Annotated in this window: 14 protein-coding genes and 1 tRNA gene; 6 read left to right on the top strand and 9 right to left on the bottom strand. The window is 43.2% G+C overall.

The annotated features are described in order from the left end of the window. Positions 1-90: 90 nt before the first annotated feature. The 3 genes from DW039_RS15330 to DW039_RS15320 are packed head-to-tail and all read left to right on the top strand — an operon-like array spanning position 91 to position 6,613. Positions 91-4,437, top strand: a complete 4,347-nt coding sequence (locus DW039_RS15330; protein ID WP_120382105.1) for a DUF5113 domain-containing protein — start codon at positions 91-93, stop codon at positions 4,435-4,437. Positions 4,438-4,440: 3 nt separating this feature from the next. Next, positions 4,441-5,169, top strand: coding sequence for a DUF5932 domain-containing protein (locus tag DW039_RS15325; protein ID WP_057087584.1), 729 nt, complete (start codon positions 4,441-4,443; stop codon positions 5,167-5,169). Beyond that, positions 5,162-6,613, top strand: a complete 1,452-nt coding sequence (locus DW039_RS15320; RefSeq protein ID WP_119958724.1) for an AbgT family transporter — start codon at positions 5,162-5,164, stop codon at positions 6,611-6,613. The genes DW039_RS15325 and DW039_RS15320 overlap by 8 nt, the downstream gene beginning before the upstream one ends. On the opposite strand, the gene rpiA is transcribed toward DW039_RS15320, so the two are convergent. Further along, positions 6,588-7,292, bottom strand: a complete 705-nt coding sequence (gene rpiA / locus DW039_RS15315) for a ribose 5-phosphate isomerase A (RefSeq protein WP_009038481.1) — start codon at positions 7,290-7,292, stop codon at positions 6,588-6,590. The genes DW039_RS15320 and rpiA overlap by 26 nt on opposite strands. Before the next feature lie 288 nt (positions 7,293-7,580). On the opposite strand from rpiA, the gene DW039_RS15310 reads away from it, so the two are divergent. Next, positions 7,581-7,654 (top strand) — tRNA-Arg (locus DW039_RS15310). Positions 7,655-7,987: 333 nt separating this feature from the next. On the opposite strand, the gene DW039_RS15305 is transcribed toward DW039_RS15310, so the two are convergent. Further along, entirely contained in the window at positions 7,988-8,950 is a 963-nt protein-coding gene (locus DW039_RS15305; protein ID WP_008664634.1) for a S9 family peptidase, read from the bottom strand. 311 nt (positions 8,951-9,261) lie between these two features. After that, the gene (locus tag DW039_RS15300) at positions 9,262-9,495 is read right to left on the bottom strand and encodes a YecH family metal-binding protein (RefSeq protein ID WP_120382104.1); all 234 of its coding nucleotides are present in this window, start codon (positions 9,493-9,495) and stop codon (positions 9,262-9,264) included. Between the two features lie 209 nt (positions 9,496-9,704). Here DW039_RS15300 and DW039_RS15295 point away from each other — a divergent pair, with 209 nt between their 5' ends. Next, positions 9,705-10,418, top strand: coding sequence for a hypothetical protein (locus DW039_RS15295; protein WP_005825577.1), 714 nt, complete (start codon positions 9,705-9,707; stop codon positions 10,416-10,418). A gap of 70 nt (positions 10,419-10,488) precedes the next feature. Here DW039_RS15295 and DW039_RS15290 read toward each other — a convergent pair whose 3' ends face one another. The 3 genes from DW039_RS15290 to DW039_RS15280 are packed head-to-tail and all read right to left on the bottom strand — an operon-like array spanning position 10,489 to position 13,676. After that, positions 10,489-12,498 carry an alpha amylase C-terminal domain-containing protein gene (locus DW039_RS15290; protein WP_120382103.1) on the bottom strand — a complete coding sequence of 670 codons (2,010 nt, stop codon included), beginning with the start codon at positions 12,496-12,498 and terminating at the stop codon, positions 10,489-10,491. Positions 12,499-12,529: 31 nt separating this feature from the next. Beyond that, a complete protein-coding gene (locus DW039_RS15285; protein ID WP_117878086.1) occupies positions 12,530-12,976 on the bottom strand; it encodes a YhcH/YjgK/YiaL family protein in 447 nt (148 codons plus the stop codon). Between the two features lie 34 nt (positions 12,977-13,010). Further along, entirely contained in the window at positions 13,011-13,676 is a 666-nt protein-coding gene (locus tag DW039_RS15280) for a DUF2461 domain-containing protein (protein WP_117878084.1), read from the bottom strand. A 335-nt stretch (positions 13,677-14,011) separates the two neighbouring features. Here DW039_RS15280 and DW039_RS15275 point away from each other — a divergent pair, with 335 nt between their 5' ends. Then, positions 14,012-14,242 carry a hypothetical protein gene (locus DW039_RS15275; protein WP_005825572.1) on the top strand — a complete coding sequence of 77 codons (231 nt, stop codon included), beginning with the start codon at positions 14,012-14,014 and terminating at the stop codon, positions 14,240-14,242. A gap of 104 nt (positions 14,243-14,346) precedes the next feature. Here DW039_RS15275 and DW039_RS15270 read toward each other — a convergent pair whose 3' ends face one another. The 3 genes from DW039_RS15270 to DW039_RS15260 all read right to left on the bottom strand — a co-directional run bounded on the left by DW039_RS15270 (position 14,347) and on the right by DW039_RS15260 (position 17,681). Continuing rightward, entirely contained in the window at positions 14,347-16,044 is a 1,698-nt protein-coding gene (locus tag DW039_RS15270; protein ID WP_005825570.1) for an alpha-amylase family protein, read from the bottom strand. 32 nt (positions 16,045-16,076) lie between these two features. Then, positions 16,077-16,886 (bottom strand): patatin-like phospholipase family protein, encoded by an 810-nt coding sequence (locus DW039_RS15265; protein WP_005825568.1) that lies wholly within the window; start codon positions 16,884-16,886, stop codon positions 16,077-16,079. Positions 16,887-17,171: 285 nt separating this feature from the next. Continuing rightward, positions 17,172-17,681, bottom strand: coding sequence for an ECF transporter S component (locus tag DW039_RS15260; protein ID WP_165853115.1), 510 nt, complete (start codon positions 17,679-17,681; stop codon positions 17,172-17,174).

Below are 17,681 nucleotides of genomic sequence, written 5' to 3'. Positions count from 1 at the left end.
ATGCAAAGGTAGGAATTTCCCGTTACATAAAACAAGAGTTATTGTATAAAAATTATTTTTCTTTCCCGGATTTATTCGTAGCTTTGCTTTATGAAACGACTTTCTTTTATATGGTTTGCGGGGTTGTTGTGCCTTTGTACAACAATGGTTTCGTGTGTGGGAACGGCACCCATGAAGGAAGTACGCCTTATCGACTCTCTAAACCAGGTGGCTTATGCTTTTCGTTATAAAAACCTGGATTCATCCTGCCATGCGGCATCAAGAGCCTACCGTGAAGTCAGCCTCTATAAACAAGGAAAAGCGGAAGCATCCAATAATCTGGGCTTTTGTGCTTTTATGCGCATGGATTTTGAGCAGGCCGAAAAGTTTCATATGGATGTCTATAATCTGACCAAGAATGAACTGGAACTCCTTATTGCCGACATCGGTTTGATGAAGATTTATCAGCGGACGGCGTTGAACAAGGAGTTCTACGATTATCGCAATAGTGCCTTGCACCGTATGAAAAGAATAGCGGAGGATGACAATCTGTTTGTGGACCAACACGAGCAAATGCGTTTGAATTATGCCCGTTCGGAATTTTATATTGTATCTGCTGTGTATTATTATTATTTGCAACAGCGTCCGGAAGCTGTAGCCTCTATTAATGAAGTTACTAAAAAACAAGAGTTGCTGGCAGATACCAATCAGCTGTTGTATTATCACTACATCAAAGGTTCTGCTGCCTTATGCGAGGGTGAGACACCGGATGAGCGAAGACTGAGAGAATTTGATGAGCTCTATACCGCATGGCAGTTGGCTTCGCGCAAGGGCTATCTTTACTTTGAGGGCAATGGAGTGCAGGGACTTGCCAACTTGATGGCTTCACCGGATAATTACGCATTTTTTCAAGACCGCCGCTCCCATGCCTTGACACGTTTTGGAGTACCGGTAGATTCGCTGCTTCCCATGCGTCTGGGGCAGTTGGCATTGCAAAAATTCAGCCAATACAAGGATTTGTATCAGATAGCAGGTGCATATGTATCTATCGGCAAATACCTGAATGCCCACAGTCACTATACAGAAGCTCTTGACACGCTAAAACTTGCTCTGGAATGTGTAAATGACCATCACCGCCTTTTCTATGACTGCCACGATAGTTTGGACTGGCTGAAAGCATTTGACCGTCGAGATACGATTTGTGCGGAGAAGGCATGGATGGAGCAGAAACTGAAAACCGTGCCCGAGTGGATTTCACGTATTCGTGAACAGTTGAGCGTTTCGTATGCAGGACTCGGGATGAAAGAAAAATCAGACTATAACCGCAATATTTACCTGGATATCCTTGAAGATACACGCCAGGATAAAGAACTGGAAAGCCGCTATCAGGCATTAGAAAAGGAGGCGGGGCAACTCAACGTCGTGTTGTCACTGGTCATTGTGGGCTTCGTGCTTGTATCCCTCTTCTTCTGGTTTTTCAACAAGCGTTCCAAAGACCGGAACAGAGTGCATCTCCGCCGTCTGCAGCTGATGCTGGATATCTGTCAGAAGATAACGGCATCCATTCCGGCAGATGCACAGACTGAGGAGGAAATCGTCGACTCTATCCGGACGGCTGTCTGCCCGGAATTGGAAAAGCTGTTTGGAGTGAAGGATATCCGCATAGACAACGGGCAATTAGTGTTCCCGCGTCGGATGAGCAAGGATGAGCAGGCGATGGTACGGGTGATAACTCCCTATATCCAATGGGCAATCGACAACGGCATGACGTCCATCTCCCTTGGCGACGAACGCCGCAGACTGGAAAAGCAACGCTACATTTACGAGCAGCACATCGCGGGGAACAAACGGCAAAATCTGATAAAGAAAGCATGTATGGCTATTGTCAACGGAATTCACCCGTACATAGACCGTATCATCAACGAAGTGCAGAAACTGACTCAAAAAGGATTCATCAAAGAGGAGCGGATCAAAGAGGAGAAATACCAGTATATCGACGAGTTGGTTACTACCATCAATGAATACAATGATATTCTTGCCCTTTGGATAAAGATGAAGCAAGGAAGCCTTAGCCTGAACATAGAGACGTTCGAATTGAATGAACTTTTCGAGCTGCTTAGGAAGGGAAGCCGTACATTCGAGATGAAGAGACAGTCGTTGGAGGTGCAGCCTACGGATATCCGGGTAAAGGCAGACAAAGCCCTTACATTGTTTATGATAAATACACTGGCGGAGAATGCCCGTAAATATACCCCTCAGGGCGGTATGGTGAAAGTATATGCACGGCAGGAGGAAGATTATGTGGAAATCTCGGTAGAGGATAATGGTTGTGGATTGTCACCGGAAGATGTAGCCCGCATTGTGGGAGAAAAAGTATATGACTCGAAAGCCATCGGTATGAGTGACGCTCCCGACAAGGAGGAATTGAGGAAGAACAAAGGAAGTGGCTTTGGACTGATGAACTGTAAGGGCATCATTGAAAAATATCGCAAGACGAATGATTTGTTCAAGGTCTGTCTATTTAATGTGGAGAGCGGGCTGGGAAAAGGCAGCCGTTTTTATTTCCGTCTGCCTGCCGGTATCCGTAAGTCCGTGTCGGTGTTGCTCGTCGTGTTGTCTTTGTGCATGTCATCCTGCCGGCATGCTGTGGAACAGCCTGCTTCCGGAGAGGTGTTACCGGATTCTTTGGCACTGCTTGCACAGAATGAATACGAAGCTTTGCTGGACGAGGCCTCCGATTATGCCAATGAAGCTTATTACTGCAATGTAGACGGAGAATACGAACTGGCTTTACAATACATAGATTCGGCAATGTATTGCCTGAACGAACATTACAAGCAATACGCCCATCCTATACATCGCTATATGACGCTGACGGGAGACGGGGCGCCTGCGGAACTGGATTGGTGGAACCAGATGTTCAATTCGGATTTCCATGTAATTCTGGATATCAGGAATGAAGCGGCTGTCTCATTTCTTGCATTGAAGCAATGGGATGACTATAGTTATAATAATGCTGCCTACACTACCTTATACAAACTGTTGGGAGAAGACCAATCCTTGGAAGAATATTGCCGGCAGCTGGAGCGTTCCACCAACAACAAGATGGTGGGCATTTTGCTGGCGGTGATTTTGCTGTTCGTATTGCTGTTGGGATATTACATACTCTACTTCCGTAAACGTCTGGTGAACCGCTGGAATCTGGAGCAAGTACTGGAAATTAATGGAAAGGTGTTCAATGCCTCCTTGTTGCCGGTTTCGGATACGGAGGAAATGTTGCAGCGTGAGGAGGATACATTGAAGGAAATCCCGCGGCAGATTGTAGGTTCCGCTTTTGATGCAGTGAACGAACTTTTGAGTATCGACCGGTTAAGCATAGCTGTATACAACGAGACTACACATAAGCTGGAATACACTTCCAATCCAGTGGAAGATACCGCCGTGGACGAGTTGCCTATCTGGAGGAAATATATGGAGAATTGCTTTGAGCAGCAAGAGTACATATCGGAAAAGGGTATACAAGCATTGCCGCTTGTTGTGGATGCGGGAAATATGTGTCGTTGCATAGGTGTGCTGTGTCTGGAACGCAGGGAAGGTACGGAGCAGGAGACCGACCATTTGCTTTTGGAACTGATAGCCCGTTATGTCTCCATTGTAATCTTCAATGCAGTGGTTAAGTTGGCTACGAAATACCGGGACATCGAAGTGGCTCAAGATGAAGCCCGGCGAGCTTCCTGGGAAGACAGTTTGCTGCATGTACAGAACATGGTGCTGGATAATTGTCTTTCGACCATCAAGCATGAAACGATTTATTATCCGAACAAGATAAAGCAGCTGATAGGGAAACTGCGGTCCGGCAAACAGACAGAAGCGGAGGAGCGGGAAACGGTGGTTGCCATCAGCGAATTGATAGAGTATTACAAAGGTATCTTTACGATACTCAGTTCATGCGCTTCCCGCCAGTTGGAAGAGGTGACTTTCAGGCGTGCGACAATATCTGTGCCGGAACTTATGGCTACTGCCGGGAAATATTTCCGCAAAGTGTATAAGGGAAACAAGGCGCATATTGATTTTAAGATACAACCGTTGGAAGGACGGATTACCGGTGACTGGAACCAGTTGCGTTTCCTGCTTGAAAACCTGATAGACGAGGCTTGCTCCGTAACTCTGGATGGAGCTGTCTGTCTGTCGGCCCGGGAAGATGGGGAATTTATACGTTTTCTGTTTACAGATATGCGCAGGGAAAAGACCCGTGAAGAATTGAACCAATTGTTCTATCCCGACTTGTCCCGCATGACGGCCGGTGAGAAAGGAGAACTGTATGGTACGGAATATCTGGTGTGCAAGCAGATTATCCGCGACCATGACGAGTTTGCCGGACGCCGGGGATGCCGTATCAATGCCGAACCGGGAAAGGAAGGAGGTTTTACAATATATTTTACGCTACCGAAAAAATGAAATATGGAAGACAAAAAATTTAAAGTAATCATCGTTGAGGATGTCAAGTTGGAGCTGAAAGGGACGGAAGAGATTTTCCGCCATGAAATTCCCAATGCGGAGGTAATAGGTACTGCTATGACTGAGCAGGAGTTCTGGACATTGATTGAAGCCGGCGTGCCGGATCTTGTTCTGCTGGACTTGGGACTGGGAGGTTCGACCACAATCGGGGTGGACATCTGCCGGAATATCTTCAAGCGTTATCCGGGAGTACATGTGCTGATATTCACGGGAGAAATATTGAATGAGAAGTTATGGGTGGACGTACTTGAAGCCGGTGCCGACGGCATTATCCTGAAAACCGGAGAGTTGCTGACCAAAACCGATGTGCAGGCAGTGATGGACGGCAAGAAGCTGGTCTTTAACTATCCGATACTGGAGAAAATAGTGGAACGCTTCAAGAAATCTGTCCTGAATGATACAAAACGTCAGGAAGCAATCATAAGCTATGATATTGATGAGTATGACGAGCGTTTCCTCCGTCATTTGGCACTGGGCTATACCAAAGAAATGATTGCCAATCTTAGGGGAATGCCTTTTGGAGTCAAGTCGCTGGAGAAACGGCAGAATGACTTGGTCGGCCGTCTTTTCCCGCCTAGTGAACGGGTGGGGGTGAATGCCACTCGTCTGGTGGTGCGTGCATTGGAACTTCGAATCTTGAATATAGACAATCTGGAAGCCGACGATGAGTAAACTCCGAATGCCACATCCCGCTACGATGTTCTTCCTGCTGACGCTGGCAGTCATCCTCCTTTCATGGATATTCGATGTCTATGGTCTGAGCGTGCTGCAACCGCAGACTGGAGAAGAAATACGGGTGCAGAGCCTGCTGAGTCCGGAGGGCATACGCTGGCTGCTGCGCCATGTCATAACCAATTTTACGGGATTCGCTCCGTTAGGGCTGGTGATTGTGGCTATGTTCGGAATAGGGGTGGCACAGCATTCGGGTTTCATCGATGCATGTATTCGCAGGGGGGTACGACGTCCACGTGATCCTTGGCGCATTATTCTGCTGGTCATTGTCTTAGGACTGTTGTCCAATATAGTGGGAGATGCAGGATATATCATTCTGTTGCCGATAGCTGCAACTTTGTTCCAGTCTGTCGGTCTGCACCCCATTGGAGGTATAATTACAGCTTATGTTTCAGTCTCTTGTGGCTATAGCGCTAATGTGTTTTTGAGTACATTAGACCCCATGATTGCCTCTGTAACGCAAGAAGCGGCTGATAGGATGAATATTGCTCCGGGGCAGACTGGACCGTTGTGCAATTATTATTTTCTCTTCGTTTCCACGTTCCTGCTTGCATTCATCATTTATCATATTACCCGCAGGAGCTTGTTGCCGCACTTGGGAGTGTATGCAGGGGATATTCATTTTAATGGCTACAAACAATTGTCCCGCAAGGAACGGAGAGCTATGTTGGGAGCTGTATTTGCAGGCTTGCTGTATATTGCCATTATTCTGTGGGCTACATTCTCTTCATGGGGGATATTGCGGAGTGTCAATGGTGGGTTGATTCGTTCTCCGTTTATAGTCGGTATTCTGTTTTTGCTTTCGTTTGGAATAGGTTTGATGGGGATGGTCTATGGTTTTGCCTCCGGCCGATACCGTACGGACGGTGATGTGATAGAAGGACTTACGCAGCCGATGAAACTGCTGGGCGTTTATTTTGTGATAGCTTTCTTTGCCTCACAGATGTTTGCTTGTTTTGAATATTCCCACTTGGACAAGTGCATTGCCATTTTAGGCGCTAATCTGCTGTCCTCCGCCTCTTTGAGTAGTTTATGGATATTGATTCTCTTCATTCTTTTTACGGCGCTGGTCAATCTCTTTATGGTATCTGCCACAGCTAAATGGGCTTTCATGTCTTTCATTTTTGTTCCGGTATTGGCAAGTATGGGCATTTCGCCGGATATGACCCAATGTGCGTTCCGTATAGGTGACAGTGCAACAAATGCCATAACACCTTTTATGTTCTACATGCCACTTGTCTTGACCTATATGCAGCAATATGATAGGCAATCCACTTATGGTTCACTGCTGAAGTATACTTGGAGATATTCTTTAGTCATTCTATTGGCATGGACTGCCTTATTTGTACTTTGGTACATCAGCGGTTTGCCATTAGGACTGTAATATCATAACCGATGAACAGCCCGTTTTCGATAACCCCGGTAATGGCTTTCAGTTTCTGTTCCAAATCAGGAACAATGTTGCTGAGATGAATGTCAAGAATGAAATTACCGTTTTCGGTAAATACCGGACCGTCTTTTCTTTCTGCAAGACGTAGGCTGATTTTTGAAGCTCCCAATAAGCGTATCTCGTTTTCCACATGGGAGAGAGCATGTGGAAATACTTCTACCGGTATGGGGTATTTGCTCCCCAGTTTGCTGACAAGCTTGCTCTCATCGACAATGATGTAAGTCTTACCACTGCTTTTAATTAGGAGCTTCTCCTTAAACATGGCTCCACCACGTCCTTTGATGAGGTTATTATGCGGATCCACTTCGTCTGCACCGTCGAATGTCCAATCCGGACGCTTATTCCACAGAGTAGTTTGCGGCAGGCCAAGCTGTATACATGTCATCGAAATTTCGGCAGATGCCGGAATGATTTCTATATGCAAAGATTCTTGTTTAACTCGTTGAGCTAATGCAAACAAAGTGAGATAAACGGTAGAGCCGGAGCCTGCTCCTATGACATCACCGTCTTTGGCCAGTCCGGCAATCTCCTGGGCTACCAATTCCTTACTCGCCTTATTGCTGATTTTATTTGACCATTGCAATTCCTGTATCAACTGATTTTCCCATTCCATCTCTTTAAAATTTAGTTGTTATTACTCTTTCATTCATTTTCGGGTCAATGCTACTTTTCCTACTTGAATATTCCTCCATATTTTTACTTTTTATAATTAGTAACATTGATAATTTGCAAAATGTTTTAATACATCTGTATATAAATACCGTGTATCTTGTTTGTAAAGGTAACTAATCATTACTTTTTATGTAGCAAATGAGCCTTTTATACATAGGTAACGAAAAAAGGTGATACAAAAATTTGCAATATTCGTAAAAAAGCGTACCTTTGCACCGCAATTAAGGCTGGTTCCGTAGCTCAGCTGGATAGAGCAACGCCCTTCTAAGGCGTGGGTCTTGCGTTCGAATCGCAACGGAATCACAAGGAAAAAACCGCAAATGGCTAATAAAAAGCTTTTGCGGTTTTCTTGTTTTAGAATTAGAAAATGTCCGCATTTTGTCAGCATAGGTTGTAATGGGAAACAAATTGGAGTATTTGGTTTACATTGCAGGCAAGATTTATTTGCGATACCTGGAGAAAAAATTATCAATCCAACGGACTAGATATACTATAATAACTCCGGCTATGACCATACTGATAATACGTACCAACATAATTTATAGAATTAAAGATTTGTTTTTATAGAATAATAATGTGCAAAGATAATTGATTGGTGGAGAAACAAAAACTCTGGAAAGGATATAAAGATAGGAATTAACGCATATTTTCACGGATATAATCTTCTATTGTAAAATCACTCTTATATCTAGATATTTCCGGATTCTTCTCTACAGTCGTAATGCAACGTTTTTCTTTACCAAGTACCAACCGATTTAGGAAGCTCAGGATGTCATGACGATTATCCTTCATAGGAGAATAGGATAGGGAATGTCCTATACCTTCCGCTATATAGAAATAGTATGCTGTCTCTTTTTCTTTCAGTTGCATACAGATAAAGTTTGAGCCCCATAGCCCCATTTCCTCTTCTACTACTGCCTTAGTAAAAGGAACCGTGCTGTCGGCATCACCATGGAACAACATAAGAGGACAAGGGGACATTATCCATTTTGGAATACCATTGGCACAGATTGCTCCAGAAAAGGAAATGACCCCTGCATAATTGAAATTGGCAGGTAATCTGTCCGCAAAAGCCGTTTGATTGCAAATCTCATACTCTGCTTGAAGGGCAGTTATCGCACCTGCACTTGAACCGCAAGCTATAATTTGTGCAGGATTTATTTGCCATTCTACACTATGCTCAATTATATAATTTGTAGCATCACCAAAATCTTCTACAGCACAAGTGATTGCTTGTTGCAGGGCAGAAGAGAATCCTTGCAAGTCCGAATACTCCGATTTATCTATATCCTTTAATTGGGTACGGTAATCTGTTGATACTACCACATAGCCGGCTCGTGCCAAAAAATGAAAATAAGAAATGTAATCGGGATTATCTCTTCTCCCGCCTTTGAAACCTCCCCCAAATGCAAAAAGAATGACGGGCTTTGATTGTGTCCCTTGTATTTGATCAATCATTACATACTTGTCCAGTTTCAGAGTATCAACCTTTTTGATGGCAAAAATATATGTTTGCTTGTCAATATGCTGTGCATGCACAACAGTAGCTATACTCAATAATGAGCATGCCATCAAGATAAAAATAAAGCGTTTTCCCATATTCAGTTTATTCTATTAATGCTGCGTGGATTATCTGACCTACAAAGATAGAATAAAACTATAACTAAAAAGGGGAAAGATGACATTTAGACATAAAAAAAGGCTATCTATCCCAGACAGCCAATCTTTTTTATTAACCTTAAATCTAATACTATGAAAAACACAGTACAAAGATACGTACTTGCAGGAGATATCCAAATTTTAGCGGGTAATCAGCGGATATTATAACATGGTTTAGTAGAATATTATTTCCGTTAACTATTAACATAAATAATATTCAATTTAACAGAAGAAGGAATTAATATTCCTCATCAGTGATTGCAAACTTTAGTCATGTCCACTGTAAATCCACCATTGGCGGGTATAAATTTTCCTTTTCTTTTAAGAAATTCTATCAGGGTATCTACATCCATATTGTCGGCAGAGCAGGTGAAAAAACGCTGCTGCTCGCCGAATTTTTGGATAATGGCTTCTCTCAATGATAACTCAGTATAACTATTACCTTCCATCATGTGAAGGACTTCATGTGTATGTAATTGTTCCATAATCTTTTTTTGTGGCAAAGATAATATGATATTCTAAGTATAAGTGTAACATATGTGACAAAGCCCAACACACATATCCGGATATTTGCTTTTACGTAAAATAACACTTGTTACGACTATGCTAAAAACCTCAAAAAAAGTAAAAAGGTTTTGCTTCTATACCATTGTAAACTAACTTTGGGAATCAACTTTTAAATGAATTAAAGCATATGAAAAAATTAATCTTATCTATTGCACTATGTTGTGCAGCTACGAATTTCTTTGCGCAGAATGCTGACCCTGCCCAGTTGGTCAACGATGGTAAGGCTGCTCTTGAAGCTAAAAATTACCAGGAAGCTTACACAAAATTTAGTACTTATCTGACACAAACAAACAACCAAGATTCCGTAATTGCATATAACTGTGGCGTTTGTGCCGATAAGATAAAGAAACCTGCCGAAGCTTTGAAGTATTTTGATATTGCTGTACAGAAAAAGTATAACCTGGCAAATGCTTATATAGGTAAAGCCGGTGCTTTGAAAGATTTGAAGAAAAATGATGAGTATGTTGCCACTTTAAAGGAAGGGCTGGAAGCAAATCCCGGTAATAAGACATTGACTAAATTGTATGCCACTTATTACGTAAATCAAGGTATCATGGCGCAGAAAGCCAAAAAGATGGATGCAGCCGAAGAAGCATTTAAACAAGCCATAGCTATCCAAGCAGATAATGTAAATGCACTTAACAGTCTGGGTTCTTTGTATTATAGTAAGGGTGCCAATACCATGAAAACAGATGTAGAAAAAGCAAAAGTTGAATTCAAGGAAGCCAAAGAATATTTGGATAAACTTATTCCATTGCTCTCTGCGGACAAACCAGCTCAAAAGAAAATGATGGATAATGCAAAAACGATGTTGAACTTCATCGACAGTCAAGTGAAATAAAAGACTCATATATAAAAAAGAGGCAGATATCTGAATTGATATCTGCCTCTTTTTTTGCGTTATGAAATGACTATTTAGTTCTTCTCAGTACAACAGCTGTACGTGCCGGTATGTAAAGCTTCAGCCACTCCTTCTTGTCTTTTTTGTAAAGCGGGTCGTGGATGGTAAAATGTTTGATGGTATCATCCGTCAAACCATTACCGCCATAATCTGGATTATCTGTATTCAAAATAACTTCATAAGTTCCGGCAGGAACCAAGAAACCGTAATCAGTAAAAGACTGCTTAGGGTTGAAGTTGAATACAAAAATCAAGTCCTTGCGCATATAGGCCAATACCTGGTCACCGTCATTATGCCATATTTCTTGGACCGGAGTAGCCTGGAAGTTCTTTATGCTTTTTACAACTCCCAACATGGCAGCATCAAAGTCACCCATATAATGATATGCCAGATTCTTGTTGTCCACCAAATTCCATTGGCGGCGGGCATATTTACAAGACCAACCGTTACCTTCACGGGGGAAGTCAATCCATTCCGGATGTCCGAATTCATTGCCCATAAAGTTAAGATAACCGCCATTGATAGTAGTCGCAGTCAGTAAACGTATCATTTTATGGAGAGAAATGCCTCGATTTACGGTATAGTTCTCGTCTCCTTTCTGCATGTGCCAGTACATATCCGCATCAATCAAGCGGAAAATGATGGTTTTATCGCCCACCAAAGCTTGGTCATGGCTTTCCGCATAGGAGATGGTCTTTTCATCTTTGCGGCGGTTGGTCACTTCCCAGAACATGCTGGATGGCTTCCAGTCTTCATCTATTTTCTCCTTGATTGTCTTAATCCAATAATCGGGAATATTCATGGCCATACGGTAATCAAATCCGTAGCCGCCATCTTCATATTTTGCCGCCAGTCCGGGCATTCCCGATACTTCTTCGGCAATGGTGATGGCTTTGGCATTGACCTGATGGATAAGCCGGTTGGCAAGTGTCAGATAACAAATGGCATTGTCGTCTTGATGTCCGTTGAAGTAATCTCCATAATTACAGAATGCTTCTCCCAAACCATGACTATAATATAACATGGAGGTTACTCCGTCAAAGCGGAAGCCGTCGAAATGATATTCTTCCAGCCAGAATTTACAGTTAGACAGCAGGAAGTGAATAACTTCGTTCTTGCCGTAATCAAAGCAAAGTGAATCCCAAGCTGGATGTTCCCGACGTCCACCGGGATAGAAATATTGATTAGGATCACCGGCAAAGTTACCCAAGCCTTCCACTTCATTCTTCACAGCGTGTGAATGGACAATATCCATGATAACGGCAATCCCCATACTATGGGCTGTATCAATCAACTCCTTCAGTTCTTCCGGAGTACCAAAACGGGAAGAAGCGGCAAAGAAACTGGAAACATGGTATCCGAAGCTACCATAATAGGGATGTTCCTGGATAGCCATAATCTGTATGCAGTTGTAGCCTTCTTGGGCGATACGTGGAAGAATCTTTTCCTGAAATTCCTTATAGCTACCGACCTTTTCCTCCTGCTGAGACATACCGATATGGCATTCATATATCAATAAAGGATCTGTAGATGGCTTGAAAGCCCGCTTCTTCATTTTATAGGGTTTCTCCGGAGCCCAAACCTGGGCACTGAATATTTTAGTCTGTTCGTCTTGTACGACACGTGTAGCCCATGCAGGAATGCGTTCACCGCAACCACCGTCCCAATGTACCATCAGCTTGTACAAGTCACCGTGTTTCACGGCATCAGCAGGAAGCTTGATTTCCCAATTACCGTTTGCTTTACGCTTCAAACTATATTTTTTTTCTTCTTTCCAATCGTTAAAAGTTCCGACCATAAAGATTTGGGTTGCGTTAGGCGCCCATTCACGGAAAACCCAACCATCGTCAGTACGATGCAGGCCGAAATAGAGGTATCCGGATGCAAAATCAGACAAGGTTAGTTTTCCTTTATTGGTCAATTCCGATTCTTTGTCTATAGCATGTTGATGACGTCCGTTGATGGCATCGGCAAAAGGTTCCAGCCATGGGTCATTCTTGATTAAATTCAGTGTTTCCATAAAGAGGATGAGTTTTGGATATTTGATAAATTTACGCTTTAACTTTCACAATTACTTTTTTCACACCGTCAGGGGTAATACCCGGAGCATGCCCGTCCTGAGGGAAAAAGATGGCAAACATTCCGGGCTTCACTGCAATATAGCTCTCCGCCAGTCCTTCAAAAAAAGTGATGTCTTTTTCCGCATCGTAAGGAGCATCAACCGGAAGGCAGTCTTGGGCGGCGGTATAACCCATTATCTCCGTACCGGACAAGGGTATTTGAATGTCAATATAGTCTTTATGGGTTTCCAGTTTGGCATTCTCTTTTTCTTTTGGGTTTGTCTGCGCCACGTTGACCAGCAAGTCCTTTCCTTTCAGTTCGGTCTTGCCGATTTCCAAAGAGTGCAAATCATGTGATTTTAAAAAATCAATGGCCTGCTCAAACAGAGGATGCAGCAAAGTATATTTTTCTATGTTTTCAAGTCTGTCTATAACCATAATTCAAATGTTTTAAGTTAGTTATATAGGTAAATTATTCAAAGTCGTCTATGGTGTAATTCACAAAATCAGAAAAACGCTTCATCTGCTTGAAGATGTCGTCTGTACGATCCAAAAAGTCTGGAGCAAGAAAGAAGCTGTCCGGCTGGCAGCAGGCAACCGTATACTCTTTACACTGAAGGTATTTCAGATAGGGATAGTCCTTTGGAAATCCTTTTGGAGCTGTTTTTAGAAAATTCTCTCCGATGACGGGAAAGTATTGCTTGAAAGCGGGATCTTCCACTATACTGCGAAATTCATCTATATTGTCGTATACCGCTTGTCGCAGAGCTCTTAACAAGGGCGGGGGAGGACAATAACTTCCACCGGCCAACAAGCAGTTTCCCGGTTCCAGATGCACGTAATAGCCACAATGGTCGGATTTCTTTCCTTTCGCATTGATATATCCTCCCATATGTGTCTTGTAGGGAGTTTTATCTTCGGAAAAGCGTGTATCACGATAAATACGGTATGTACAGTCCTTTGCTTCTATACCACGGATGCTTTCATCAAACAAAGAGATACGGGAGATAATTACTGTAAGCAAGTTTTCAAACTCGCTACGGGCGACGTCATACTGTTCCCGGTGAGAATTGAACCATTCACGATTGTTGTTTGCAGACAGTTCTTTCAAAAATTGAAATATAACAGGGATATTCATATCATATTCTTTCCTTATTATCTGCCAAATTTACGGATAATATTTCTAACATGCTACAAAGAAGGGTAAAAAAAAGCATCGGCTCTGGTAAACCGATGCTCCTTACACATTTATCAATCAAACAGACGCTTCTGTTTTTGATGTACTTACTTATCACAAGCGGGTACGTCTCTTTTAATTAATCTTATATCTAATACTATGAAAAACACATTTATATAACACAACAAATTGGAATTTTGTTCATGCGGATGAGGATAACTTTAGCATAAAAAAATGGGTGGGTCATTTTATTCTGCATCCGGTTTGCACTATCTTTGCAAGAAAATATGTAGAATATGGCCGAATATAAATTTGATGAAGATAGCGTTAAAGCGCTGATAGATTGGGCAAAGAGCACATCTTTCCCTCAAAGTGTAACATTGTCTGATGCTGAGAACATAGTGGATGTGAAACGTTTTGTGCAAGCTAACCTGAGTGATATAGATGCACATTATCCTGATGATTTTTATAATCCTGCCATCACGCGGCTATATCGGCTGAAGGAATATATGGAAGAGAACAAATAAAGACTTGGCACTGATTATGCGGAAAACCACGAAGCGATTAAGAAATCCGTGTTGTTCTGCATAATCAGTGCCAAATCTAATAAATCACCAGAGTTGTGATTCCGTTATAGCTTTATCTTAAGTATCTTTCCTCCATATCCTTCGACGGCCACATTAGTAGCCTTATAGGGAAGCAGACTTATGTTTTCTTCTTTTCCGCTGAGCAGCTCCGTAGCTTTGTACTGGTCCATCTGCGGTATTTGCAGGAAGTCAAAAGCATGAGAAGGAATATTTATGGCAAGGTCTGCCGAGATATGGTCGAAGTTCACGACGAACAGCAGCAGGTCTCTCTCAAATTTGCGCAGGAATGTATATTGCTTATGTTCATTAAAGCGCCATCCGTTGACATTGGCATACATCAAATCGAAGAAAGCCCCCTGAGAGATGGCCTTTTCTTCATTGCAAAGAGTCAGTAGCCGTTTATAAATGCTGTATAGGTGTTTCTGGTCCTCCGTCAGCATCTTGCCGTCGAACTTGCCGCCATTGCGCCAACGGCGGATAGTATCTACACTCCAATAGTCAAAGATGGTTGTACGTCCGTCCCGGCCGCTGAAACCTTCACTATCCATGCCCAGCTCACCAAACTCCTGACCGAAATAAATCATCATCGGATTGGTGTTCATGCAAGCTGACACAATGAGTGCCGGAATCGCCTTGCGTGGGTTACTGGCAAAAAAGTCGGAAGCGATACGTTGCTCGTCATGGTTTTCCAGAAAGTTCAGCATGCGTTTTTCTATACCTCCCAGACTTTGCCAAGAGCGGGTGATGGCAGTTGCCGATTCATACCCGCAAGTAACAGCCCGCAAGGTATCATAAAGTCCTACTTTGTCGTATAAATAATCAAACTTGCCACGGAACAAGTAATTCTTGTATTCTCCCGGGTTATAGACTTCGGCTATAAACAGCAGGGAGGGATATTGCTCCTTTACCTGCGGGATTGCCCATTCCCAGAACTCTACGGGAACCATTTCGGCCATATCGCAACGGAAACCGTCTATATTCTTTCCCGCCCAGAACAGCATGATATCCAGCATCTTGGTCCATGTGTCGGGAATGGGGTCGAAATGGCAAGTCCCGCCGTTCTGATAATCCACTCCATAATTCAACTTTATAGTTTCGTACCAATCGGTGATGTTTGGATAAGCGTCAAAACGGTTGTTTCCGGTAGCTTTTGCCGGAAACTCCCTATAAGGTTCGGCGGCTGCACCTTTCATGTCAAATTGGCCATGCAGTTCCGATTTCGGGATATAATAGAAGTTATTATATGGGCTGAACGCATAATTGGTATCATCGTTTGAACCCAGTTGTGAAGTGCCATCCGGCTGGGCATCCGAGTGATATTGACGGGCTACGTGGTTGGGAACAAAATCTATGATAACCTTCAGACCGCTACGGTGAGTGCGCTGCACCAGATTCTCAAACTCTCTCATACGCTCCGGTACGTCCTTGGCGAGATCCGGATCGACATCATAGTAGTCCTTGATGGCATAGGGAGATCCGGCTTTACCTTTCACAATGGCCGGATGGTCGGGTTGGATATTGTGACGGCGGTAGTCAGTTTGCGTAGCATGCTCGATGATGCCCGTGTACCATATATGTGTAGCGCCAAGCTTCTTGATTTCTCCCAACGCCTTGGCTGTAAAGTCAGCCATCTTGCCGCATCCATTTTCGGTGATGCTGCCATTATTGATGCAGTGGTTATTGTTGTTTCCGAATAGTCGGGTGAACACTTGATAAATAATCAATTTGTTTTCGTCGTTCATTTCTTTGTTTTCTATGTTATAGAATGGTTGTTTTATTCTTTCCAAATGCTGCCTTTGTCTATGAGCAGACGTTCCAATATATCATTGGTCGTATTATATCCCTGCATGAATATCTCCTCCGCCTTTTCCAGCTCTGTATTGCTGTATCCCTCCAAGTTATAAGGTTCTATCAGCAAATCAGCCTTCTCGCGTTCAGGAAAAGAGTTGGAGCGGAACATAAAGTTATAGGAACGTAAGGCAATGCTCACAATGTTCATTTTATACTTGGTTGCCATCAGAGGGCTGACATTCACGGCAATCACTTTTTCGCATATACGGCGGAGGGTAGAGACAGGCAGGTTCATCAGCAGGCCTCCGTCCACGTAATGGGTGCCGTCTATATTGACCGGGGCAAACAATACCGGCATGCAACACGAAGCTGCTACGCGTTCGGCGATGTCACCCTTATGGAAATGTACCAAACGTCCATGGTCCAGATCAGTAGCTGTAATAATCAGAGGAATTTGCAGTTCTTCCAGTTTTTTGGATTTCAAATTGCTTTTCAGGAAATCGATGAATTCTCCCAATTCAAACAATCCGACTTTGGGAATCACCAGTTTGGTCAGGTCCTGAAACTTGTGCCCGGCAAAGTAGTCAAGAACTTTATGCGGTTCATTGCCGTCGGCGTAGAATACCCCGGCCAAGGCTCCGGCGCTGACTCCGGAAAGTATATTGGGCTTTATGTCATGTTCCAATAAGGATTGCATGGCACCCAAATGGGCAAAGCCTTTGATGAAACCGCCGCTTAAGGCAAAACCTATCGGATATTTTTTAGTGAACCAGTTGTTCGTTACTACTTCCATGTTGAAAATATGATATATTGTTCGGCACGAAATTAATGATTTTATTGTAGGGAGAAAGGAAAATAGCGGAAAAAAGTTCAAAGTATTAAGAGAAAAGTCTTCTCTATTAAGGAGAAAGTTTTTCTTAGTTAGGGAAAAAGTTTTTATCAGTTAAGAAAAAACTTTGTTTATGGTTTGCGGATGTCTATCCCAAGCCTTGGGATAGACATCCGCAAACTGGGGATATGTATCCGCAGTGTGCGAACAAAGTTTTAGGATTAAGGGATACTGTTTGAGAATATACGTTTATTTCTTTGCGATTGCTTTCAGCAGTGCATATCCTCCAAACCACTGAATCAGCATGCCCGGAATGCCCATACGGAAATCTTGCACTGCCAAAAAGAAATTACCGCACAGTGCCCATTCAAAGGCCGTACCGATAATTTGATAGGAGAGGATTACACCCAGCAATGCCAATAAAGAGATATTCTTGGCATAGCGTGCAGCAAGAGCGGCGGTTCCGGCCAGCAGACCGGACTTTATAAGTATGGCCGGCAACACGGCTGCTGCAGGCATGGCAAAAAGCAGATGATTGATGACCGGAGACAAGAGAGCCGTCAGCAGACCTACCTTGAAACCATATTTATAAGCAGCTATCAGTGTAAAGAAATAGATGGGAAGCAACGTCGGACCGCCTGCTGGGACCAGATGGCAGAGTTGCGGCAAGGCGATGTTTCCTGCCACGAACAGCAGGGCGAATAGATAGGTCTTTACGTTGCCGAAAGGCAAAGAATAAAGTTTTACAGATGTTTCCAT

It is taken from the genome of Bacteroides sp. AF39-16AC (genome assembly GCF_003602735.1).
Lineage (GTDB): Bacteria > Bacteroidota > Bacteroidia > Bacteroidales > Bacteroidaceae > Bacteroides > Bacteroides uniformis.
This window is presented reverse-complemented; position numbering and strand designations above follow the sequence as displayed.